This is a genomic window from uncultured Chloroflexus sp., from assembly GCF_937951745.1.
Lineage (GTDB): Bacteria > Chloroflexota > Chloroflexia > Chloroflexales > Chloroflexaceae > Chloroflexus.
In genome coordinates, this window is sequence record NZ_CALFBQ010000043.1 from 1 (window position 1) to 9,272 (window position 9,272).

Sequence of the window (9,272 nt, forward strand, 5' to 3'; positions counted from 1 at the left end):
ATGAAGTTATCTTACAAATACTGGTAGCAGTGCGTTCACTCTGAGTGGACGCATTGACCAAACTTGCATTGGCGTGTCCCGCGTCTCTCTTACCGTCGCCAGATCGTTATCTCGTCATAGCGCACAATAATCCCCCCTTTATCAAAGCTCGTCACCGCGAGGCCAACTTCACCACGTGTGAACGTCGGATCGCGCGTTTGCTCTAGCCGCCGGTCGTTGACGAAGAGCGTGATCTCGTCGCCGCGTAGCTCGACGCGCATGCGGTTGTTCTCTGGATGAATGGCCTCGTGCTGCGTCCAATCGATCAGGGTGATCCAGCGGTCGTTCTCGAGCAGCTCAAGCGCGTAGTAGCCATCGTTCGAGACACTAAACAAGTAGAAATTGTCAGCATCTTGGTAGCGAAAGATAAGACCAGCAGCGCCATCTGGCCCGTTGCGCGGCATTGCATAACTGGCCTCAATGACGGCGTCACGGTAGGTGCCATCCACTAATGCCCACACGAGCGTCTCCGCTTCTTTGACTTCAATGACGTAGTGACCCTGTTCAAAGGCGAACCGTGCGCTGGCGTCTTCGTCTTCGCCGAGACCACTGGCCGTCGGATTGTCGAAATCGTCACGGAATACGACCTCGCCGCCGATCGCTGACTCAACGCCGCTACCTGCGGTTGTGGTGGCGGCAGTGGTAGGAGTGGGAAGACTATCCAATGTGGGGGTAGCGACGAAGGCGATCACAATGAAGATGCAGGCGCTGATAATGATCAGCGAGAGGCAGCCAATACCGCCAACCAATAACCATGCTAGCCGATTATTAGAACGATTCGCCGGCAGCTCAGGCGCTGACGGAATGTGGAAGGGTGGCGAGCTGCTTACCGGTGTGCCGTATGCTGGTGGCGGTGGCAGGGAAGGGTTAGGTGGCACGTTGGTGCTTTGCACGGGTGGGATGATGGTGGTTGGCGGCGCGGCGGTGGGCCGGTCGGGTGGGATGATGGTGGTCGGCGGCGCGGCGGCGGGTGGCGTGGAGTCTGGTACGCGCGCGCCACACTCTGGGCAGAAACGATCCTCCGGCGTTAATTTATGCCCGCACTGCGGACAAAAAGCTGGTCGTTGCGGTTCACTCATGGCTATTCCTTGTCCTATCGTGTGGCACGCATTTCTGCATCGCCGCTTTATAATTGCGAAGGGTGGCCGTGCTGCCTCGTAGGATGAAAGAACATTATCTGTACGATCACTGAGCATCTCACCCACATTGGCATACCTCTTCCCCATCGTGTGGTAACTGGTACGAGCGAGAGCAGACCAAAACAAGCAAACGTCCCAACAAGCTTACTTCAACCGGCTGCCCTATTGGTTAATAGCTCACGCAACGTAGCGATACAAACCCGGTTTTCATCATCTGTGCCAAACGAAATCCGAATCCATCCCGGCAAGCCCCATCCGCTCAGCGGCGTTACCACCACACCGCGCTGGGCTAGCGCCACAGCAATCGCCTGATCGTCGGGTACGGCCACCGCGACAAAATTCGTCTCGCCGGGAATGACGGTCAGCCCCAAGGCGCGCAGCTCCTCGCTGAGCATAGCGCGACTGCGCGCAGCATGGGCGAGCGAACGGACGAGATGTTCGTTGTCGTCGAGCGCGGCGAGACCGGCGATCTGCGCCAATGCATTGACGTTAAATACCGGGCGCGTTCGTTCGAGATAGGCGATCAGATCGGGGACACCAAAGGCGTAACCAAGGCGCAGCCCGGCCAAGCCATGAATCTTGGCGAACGTGCGTATAAGGAGCAGATTGTCGCGTCCGGCGCGGATAAGTGGCAACAGATCGGGGAAATCTGGTCGAGTAACAAACTCGATGTAGGCTTCATCAACGACGACGAGTATGTCGTGCGGTACTTGGTCGAGAAATGCGAGCAGCTCGGTTGCGCCGACAGTAGTACCGGTAGGATTGTTCGGGTTGCAGATAAAAACCAGTCGGGTGTGTGGAGTAATGGCCGCTGCCATTGCCGGGAGATCGTGCGTCATCTCGCGCAGCGGAACTTGACGGGCAATCGCGCCTTGTGCCTGTATCCGACGTGCATAGCTGATGAACGAACCCTGTGCAAGCACGGCTTCGTCGCCTTCGCCCAGTATTGCATGGCAAATCAACATAATTAATTCATCGGAGCCATTGCCCAGCATAACGTATTCTGGGCGCAGATCGGCCCGTGCTGCCAATGCGTGTTTCAGCGCTGCACCGCTCGCGTCGGGATAGCGATGAATCTCCGTCAACGCAGCTTGCACGGCAGCCACTGCGCGCGGTGATGGCCCTAACGGATTTTCATTGGCAGCCATGCGGATCGGTGGCGGCCCCTCTGGTGCAAGGCGCGCCGGTGGCGCTGGTGGGAGTGCTTGTACAAATGGCTTCATACGGATTGGCACGGCTATTTCTCCGCCTCGTTGCAACATAGCTGCTAACCGCAAACGTCCTACTCTCCCACTTGCTCGATGGGTAAGAGAACCATAAATGTGCTCCCTTGCCCTTCTCGGCTCTCGATCCAAATCTGGCCGCCATGCAATTGCACAATCTCGCGGCTCAGGTACAACCCTAATCCCAACCCTTCCCCACGTCGTCCCGGGGTGCGGTAGTAGCGTTGGAAGACCCGTTCATGTTCGCTCACCGGAATACCCGGCCCCTGATCACTGACGCTGATCAAGACAGCCGGTGTGTTGTTCGTCGGGAGCAAGGCGTGGCGCAGACGCACGCTGATGACACTATCGGGTGGACTGTATTTGATCGCGTTGTTAAGCAGGTTCGTGAGTACCTGTCGGATGCGGACGGCATCACAGGAAACGATCAATTCTGGGGTTTCGGTTTCGAGCAGCAGTTCACGATTACCGGCACTGGGCCGCTGCTGGTCAATAACTTGCTGTGCGAGCATCACCACATTGACCTGCTGATACTGGAGGTCAAGTTGACCAGAGTCGAGCCGTGAGACATCGAGCAGGTTATCAACAAGGCGCAGCATGTGAGCCACTTGCTGGGTAAGAATGGTGAGGCCGTGAATGTCGCGCGGATCGCCTTCGCGCTGCTGTTCGCGGCGGAGCAAGAGATCGGCGTAGCTACGCACTGCTGCCAACGGGCTGCGCAGTTCGTGAGCGGCGACGGCCAGAAACTCATCTTTAGCCCGCTGTACTTTTTGATTGGCGGTGATGTCGCGAAACGTGATCACGGCTCCTTCTACTTCTCCGTTCTCGTTAACTGCCGGTGCGCCGGTGAAGCTGAAGTATCGTTCGCGGCCATCCGAATACTGGCGCATCAATCGATAGTCGTAGAAGGTCTCGCCACGCAGCGCGCGCGTCAATGGCAGATCATCGGGTGTAAGTGGACTGCCATCGAGGTCGCGTAGATCGTACAGGTTAGGAATAGTAGCAAGTGGCATTTCAAAGCTTAGATTGGCTTGCTCTAGCAACTCGTGCGCTGCCTGATTAGCTAACGTTAAGCGACCGTAGCGATCACACAGCAATACGCCTTCGGCGAGCGATTCGACAACCGTATGCATTCGCCGTCGCTCTCGCTGACTGTCTTCGTACAGACGAACGTTCGCGATAGCGAAGCCGACCTGATTGCAAATCGGCATAAGCATATCCTTATCGATCTTGCTTATCGCCTCAAGATCGCCAAACAGTGCCAACACGCCGGTAACCGTGCCACCTGCCAGCAGGGGTAAATAGGCGGCAGCAGTCACTCCGGCGGCAATCAATGCGGTTTCACCCCGTTCGCTCAGGAGCGGCCGGATCGCCGGTTGGCCATAGCGTACCACCTCGGCGCAAGGACTCGCATCGACCGGCACCTGATCGAAGCAGGCGAGGATCGTCGGATCAATACCGCTCCACGCACTAAGCTGCAACTGCTCCTGTGCCGGATCGAAGAGCAGCAATGCGCCACTGTTGGCTGGTGTGAGTTCAAGGACGACCGAGAGCACACTCTGCACCAGATCAGGCAGATCGGCTGCCGTGCTGATTGATGTGACGACGGCATCAAATGCCTTCAAACGTTGATGGCTGCGCCGAATCTCATCGTACAACTGCGCATTGCGAATGGCTGCCGCAATCATGCTGGCAACCATCTCAAGATCGTCTGGTTCAAGATCGACTGCCGCTGTATCGGTATTGATCAATTCCAGCACCCCGACACATTGATTTCCGGCTCGCAATGGTGCTGCCGTAATCGTCAGGCTGCGCGGTAAGAGATCGCTCAAGGCTTGAAATACACTCTGCGCTTGTGGTGAAGCCAAACCCTGTAATTCGCGGTAGCTATGCTCACCGTGCTGTTGGATCACTGTCTCGCGCTGCCACGCCAGACCGGCTACGCCTTCACCTAGCCGTAGCTTGATCTGTCGCCATTGTGCGGCAAGCTGAGCCGGCATTTCGAGTCCAGCCTGTGCTGCCAGTTGCAGCCCGCTTGGTGTCGCTAGCCAGAGGATCGCAGCGCGTAGTGCCGGCAACACCTCAATAAAGCCGGTAACAATGGCCGGGAAGAGCTGTTCTGGCTCCTGTAACGCCAACCAAGCGGTGCTCGCCTGCATCCAGCGGCGCACACGCTCGGTGGGAATAGCGCGCACGCGCGGTTGGACTATCTCGGCCAACTCCTGCTTCGGTTTGGTCATACCACCTGCTCTCCCTGTGACCATGCTACTGCCCGCCGGATGCCTTCTGCCAATGGCACTTGCGGTTGATAACCCAATAGCTCACGTGCGCGCCGAATATCGGCGACGTAGTAGCTCACTTCGCCGACCCGCTTGACCGGTTGCACGATGATCTCGGGCCGTTGACCGAGGGCAAGACCAATCAATTCTGCCGCCCGAATCAACGTATTACCCTCGCCATAGGCCAGATTGATTGTACGGTTTACCACCTCTCCACGAGATAAACGAGCAATCCCGCGCATAATGCCGTCAACACAGTCATCAATGTAGGTAAAATCGAGTACCTTGTCGCCACCAAATACCGTTACCGGTTCACCCCGACTGATCCGATGAATAAAGAGCGGGATGACGCGCTCCATCCGGGTGAGATCGTTATCATAGCGGCCATAAACGTTCGAGAAACGGAAGACAATGTAGCGCAGACCGTAGCAGCGCGCGTATGCGTAGATGAGGGCCTCGCCGGCAATTTTCGAGGCCGAGTAAGGGCTTTCGGTAAAGCTAAAATCTGCTCTCGTCTCTTCAGTGATGTAGCGGTAAATATCACCGTAGACTTCCCGCGACGAGGCAAAGATGATCGGCAGATCGTGAACGCGACAATATTCGAGCACGTTATAGGTGATATTGATATTTTCGAGTGCGCGGTATGGTTCGTTCACTAGTTCGTAGACCTTGGCGTTGGCCGCCAAATGTATGACGAGATCACACAGTGGGTAGGGCGCACCGCCAATTCCAGCTTGGAAGTCGCGCTGCGGTATGGCAAGGTCTTGCAGCAGCGTGGGGATGCGGTCTGTCCACGGATTAACCCGTCGGTCGACGCCGAAGACTTGATGCCCTTCTGCGAGCAGGCGCAGACCAAGATTGGTGCCGATCATGCCTGATGAGCCAGTGATGAGGATGCGCATAGTGCTTAGGTAACCGATGCGAGCGATTCAGATGTGCCCGTTGGCTTACGGTGCTTACCACAATAGCATAGCACTAGGTTCGCGAACGTGTCGAATTTACAACAGGAATTATTTGTGTATCCTACCACAGTCGATTGGTGAGCGATACCTTTCGCACTCGTTCCTCTTCTCTGCGCCGTTTGTTATGCGTTCCACATTGGGCGGAAGAGACAGGTTTCATTCCCACCGTAGGGGGTTGTTGGCTTTGAGCCGCACGGCGGTGCGGTTCCCGCCTATCGGGAGCATGCTATGGGGGGCCAACCGCGTGGTGGTGTGCCCTTATATCGTATATCGCCTGATACCAATCAATCACTATGGATTATTCTATCACCTAGCAAACACCTCTACGCCACAAACCATTGCCTTCTCCGACCGCGTTGACCAAGCGCTTCACGATGCCTCGTTGCAGACGGTGCTGCACCGGGCGACGATACGCTTCATCGGTAACCGGTCCGGTGCGATTGGTGCGTTGCAGGATCAAAACGGGCACATTGCAGCAGGCCGCCATCTGCTGCTACGAAAAAGCCGGTTTCGCCCAGATCGGCCTGTTTGGTGAGTATCCCACTGATCCGTTGTCGCGGTTCTACGAACGGCAGTTGTAGAGAGGGGCGCAAAGGATGATAAACGCAAAGCACGCATAGGTTATGTTGATTTTTCTGCGCCCTTTGCGACTGTTTGATAGGAGATGTTATTTTAGCGTTTCTTTTTACGCACCTTCTTACTACTCTATAATATTTATTCTATTCGCGTCTGCCCATTGTTAGGTTTATGTGCAAACGTTTTTGGATTCGGTTGGCATAGCATGTCAGGTAAGGGTTGCGTTTCACTCGCGGTTTTAATGGGATAGCGCTTGTATGATGAGCCGCCGTTCTACGGTAATGCTGGCTGTCGTTATGATCGGCAGGATTGGCGGCCTTGCTTTGCTGCTAGCCAATCCTTTCTATAGCTCTGATCACTTGACCGAGACTACCCAACTATTGTCGGAGCAAGCGGCGCAGTGCCGCTATGCCCTCGGTTTGTGGTCGCTGTGCCGGTGACATTGGAGTATTATGCGTACCGTGACGGCTTTCTAGACGATCAGCTCACCTGCTGGTTCCGCACGGCGCGGAACGAACTGGCTGAGCTGTTCGATCCGGCGTTAGTCGATGTGCAACGTACTGACGCGCAACCAATCCGCCCGGGTTAGCATCTGCGCCCGCGGATCGAGCAGATTGACGCCGATACCATTCTCGTCACCGGTGAGTGGTATACAATGTGATGATGATCATGGCCTACTCTTCTCTCTGCGTCTTCGGTGTTCTTTGCAGTATAAAATTTTTGCCCAACGCACCATTTCCGGTAAGATAGAAATAACATAACAGTTGCCCATGTAGATCGAACCCTATGCCCCAACTCGACGGCATTCTTGAGCGGATTACCTTTCAGAGCGAGAGTAACGGCTATACGGTTGCGCAATTGCGTCCAGCCGGCAAACGCCATACCGTCACTATTGTCGGCAACCTGCTTGGTGTGCAGCCCGGCGAGCAGCTTATCCTCGAAGGAGAATGGCATGATCATCCGACTCACGGCCGTCAGTTTCAGGTGCAACGCTACCACTCTCGCCTGCCCGCCACCATCGACGGTATTCGGCGCTATCTCGGCAGTGGCCTGATCAAAGGGGTTGGCCCGGCCACTGCCAAACGGATTACGGAAACGTTTGGTAAATACACCCTCGACGTGCTTGACCGCGAGCCGGAGCGGTTGTGCGAGGTGCCGGGATTAGGACGCAAGAGGGCAATGCTGATTGCCGAGGCTTGGCAGGCGCAACAGCGGATTAAAGATTTGATGTTACTGTTGCAAGACCTTGCCTTGCCTACCGGTGTGGCGGTGCGTATCTACAAGCATTACGGTGATGATGCGTTACGGATCGTTCAGCACGAACCGTATCGGCTGGCTGATGAGGTTGATGGGGTAGGGTTTCGTACCGCTGACGCCATTGCTGCCGGTCTCGGCATTGCCCGCGACGACCCGCGTCGGATCGCTGCTGGGGTGCGGTTCGCGCTTGGTCAAGCGTCGGATGAAGGTCACTGCTACTTGCCGTGGCGTGCGTTAATCGAACGTGCCGCTAGCTTGCTCGCCGTAGCAGCAACGAAGGTGCAAACGGCGATCGATCTGATGCTCGTCGCCGGCCAGCTTTGGCGCGATCACGTTGTCACCGCCGCCGAGCCAGACCAACAGCCGGTCTATCTACCGCCACTGGCCTTCGCCGAGATCGGTGTGGCCAATGCGATCCGGCGCTTGCTCGCGCAGCGCTCGGCACTGGCTGCTCATTATGCCCCTAGCCGCTGGGAACTGGTCTTTGCTCATCTGGCCGAACGGCGTGGTATTAATCTCAGTCCCCAACAGCGTGATGCAGTACGAATGGCCTTGACCAGTCCGGTCATGCTGCTTACCGGTGGGCCGGGCACCGGCAAAACGACTAGTCTGCGCGCGCTGGTGCTTTTGCTGCGTGCCCGTGGCTACCGTCCCTTGCTCGCCGCGCCGACCGGACGCGCCGCCCGCCGATTGAGCGACGCCACCGGGATCGAGGCTCGCACCATCCACCGCCTGCTCGAATACAGTCCTGATGGCGCGTTCCGCCGTAATGCTGACAACCCGCTCGACTGCGACCTGCTCGTGGTCGATGAAGCCAGTATGCTCGATATTGTGCTAGCGAACCAATTGCTCAAGGCGATGCCTCCTACCGCGCATCTGGTCATCGTTGGCGATGCTGACCAACTGCCAAGCGTGGGGCCGGGTCGTGTGCTCGGTGATCTGATCGAGAGCGGCATTGTGCCACAGGTGCATCTCGATGCCATCTTTCGTCAAGCGGCTGGTAGCGGTATCGCTGCCAATGCCCGTCGCATCAACGAAGGCCTATTGCCGGTGTGGGGCGGCCACGACGACTTCTATTTCTTTGCTGCCGAGACACCCGAACGCTGTGCCGAACTCACGGTCGAACTCGTCGTCGAACGTATCCCGCGTCGGTTTGGGTTCGATCCACGCCGCGACATACAGGTGCTTAGTCCGACCCATAAAGGTACTGCCGGCGTCGCGGCGCTCAACACGGCTTTGCAAACCGCACTGAACCCGTCGCGTCCCGGTGTCGCCGAATATCGTAGTGGCGCGACCGTCTTCCGGGTGGGTGACCGCGTTATTCAACAGCGCAACGACTATGACCGCGATGTCTATAACGGTGACACCGGCGAGGTCATTGCCATTGATAGCGACGCACAGATGGTCGTGGTGCAGTTTGAAGACGGGCGTACCGTTCGCTACAGCGGTCTCGACCTCGACGATCTCGCCCTCGCTTATGCCCTCAGCGTCCACAAGAGCCAAGGTAGTGAATATCCGGTCGTGGTGATCCCGCTGTTGTTACACCACCAACCCTTGCTGCAACGTAATTTGCTCTATACCGCCGTTACCCGTGCCCGCCGGCTGGTCGTTGTTGTCGGTGATCGCCGTGCTGTCGCTGCCGCCGTCGCCGCCGCCGAGGTCGAACGGCGCTACACCGGCCTCAGCGTGCGGTTGCGCGAGCAGTGACGAAAACGCAAAGGCGCAAAGGGTTGGTAAGGTGGGGGTATGAGCGGGTTGGCGCCGTTCTGCCAATAAGCCTTGCGTGCTTGGCGGCTT

8 protein-coding genes are annotated in these 9,272 nt (G+C 57.0%); 4 read left to right on the forward strand and 4 right to left on the reverse strand.

The window, feature by feature from the left end:
• Window positions 1–89 precede the first annotated feature (89 nt).
• From Q1A59_RS10635 to Q1A59_RS10650, 4 genes are all read right to left on the reverse strand, one after another.
• Window positions 90–1,118, reverse strand: a complete 1,029-nt coding sequence (locus Q1A59_RS10635; protein WP_298482762.1) for a zinc-ribbon domain-containing protein — start codon at window positions 1,116–1,118, stop codon at window positions 90–92.
• A gap of 209 nt (window positions 1,119–1,327) precedes the next feature.
• Window positions 1,328–2,401, reverse strand: coding sequence for a histidinol-phosphate transaminase (gene hisC / locus Q1A59_RS10640; RefSeq protein ID WP_298482760.1), 1,074 nt, complete (start codon window positions 2,399–2,401; stop codon window positions 1,328–1,330).
• 59 nt (window positions 2,402–2,460) lie between these two features.
• Window positions 2,461–4,641 carry an ATP-binding protein gene (locus tag Q1A59_RS10645; protein WP_298490391.1) on the reverse strand — a complete coding sequence of 727 codons (2,181 nt, stop codon included), beginning with the start codon at window positions 4,639–4,641 and terminating at the stop codon, window positions 2,461–2,463.
• Window positions 4,638–5,582: an NAD(P)-dependent oxidoreductase gene (locus Q1A59_RS10650; protein ID WP_298482757.1), complete on the reverse strand. Its 945-nt coding sequence runs from the start codon at window positions 5,580–5,582 to the stop codon at window positions 4,638–4,640. Before Q1A59_RS10650 ends, Q1A59_RS10645 begins: the two co-directional genes overlap by 4 nt.
• Window positions 5,583–6,085: 503 nt before the next feature.
• On the opposite strand from Q1A59_RS10650, the gene Q1A59_RS10655 reads away from it, so the two are divergent.
• The 4 genes from Q1A59_RS10655 (at window position 6,086) to Q1A59_RS10670 (ending at window position 9,182) form a co-directional block, all read left to right on the forward strand.
• Window positions 6,086–6,223: a hypothetical protein gene (locus Q1A59_RS10655; protein WP_299644958.1), complete on the forward strand. Its 138-nt coding sequence runs from the start codon at window positions 6,086–6,088 to the stop codon at window positions 6,221–6,223.
• Between the two features lie 252 nt (window positions 6,224–6,475).
• A complete protein-coding gene (locus tag Q1A59_RS10660) occupies window positions 6,476–6,658 on the forward strand; it encodes a hypothetical protein (RefSeq protein ID WP_298404773.1) in 183 nt (60 codons plus the stop codon).
• Window positions 6,649–6,807: a hypothetical protein gene (locus Q1A59_RS10665; RefSeq protein ID WP_298404775.1), complete on the forward strand. Its 159-nt coding sequence runs from the start codon at window positions 6,649–6,651 to the stop codon at window positions 6,805–6,807. The genes Q1A59_RS10660 and Q1A59_RS10665 overlap by 10 nt, the downstream gene beginning before the upstream one ends.
• Before the next feature lie 197 nt (window positions 6,808–7,004).
• Entirely contained in the window at window positions 7,005–9,182 is a 2,178-nt protein-coding gene (locus Q1A59_RS10670) for an ATP-dependent RecD-like DNA helicase (RefSeq protein ID WP_299644959.1), read from the forward strand.
• Window positions 9,183–9,272 lie beyond the last annotated feature (90 nt).

Coding starts and splice junctions, on each gene's coding strand:
- Q1A59_RS10635 (WP_298482762.1), bottom strand. CDS start 1,118: ATGAGTGAACCGCAACGACCAGCTTTTTGTCCGCAGTGCGGGCATAAA.
- hisC (WP_298482760.1), bottom strand. CDS start 2,401: ATGAAGCCATTTGTACAAGCACTCCCACCAGCGCCACCGGCGCGCCTT.
- Q1A59_RS10645 (WP_298490391.1), bottom strand. CDS start 4,641: ATGACCAAACCGAAGCAGGAGTTGGCCGAGATAGTCCAACCGCGCGTG.
- Q1A59_RS10650 (WP_298482757.1), bottom strand. CDS start 5,582: ATGCGCATCCTCATCACTGGCTCATCAGGCATGATCGGCACCAATCTT.
- Q1A59_RS10660 (WP_298404773.1), top strand. CDS start 6,476: ATGATGAGCCGCCGTTCTACGGTAATGCTGGCTGTCGTTATGATCGGC.
- Q1A59_RS10670 (WP_299644959.1), top strand. CDS start 7,005: ATGCCCCAACTCGACGGCATTCTTGAGCGGATTACCTTTCAGAGCGAG.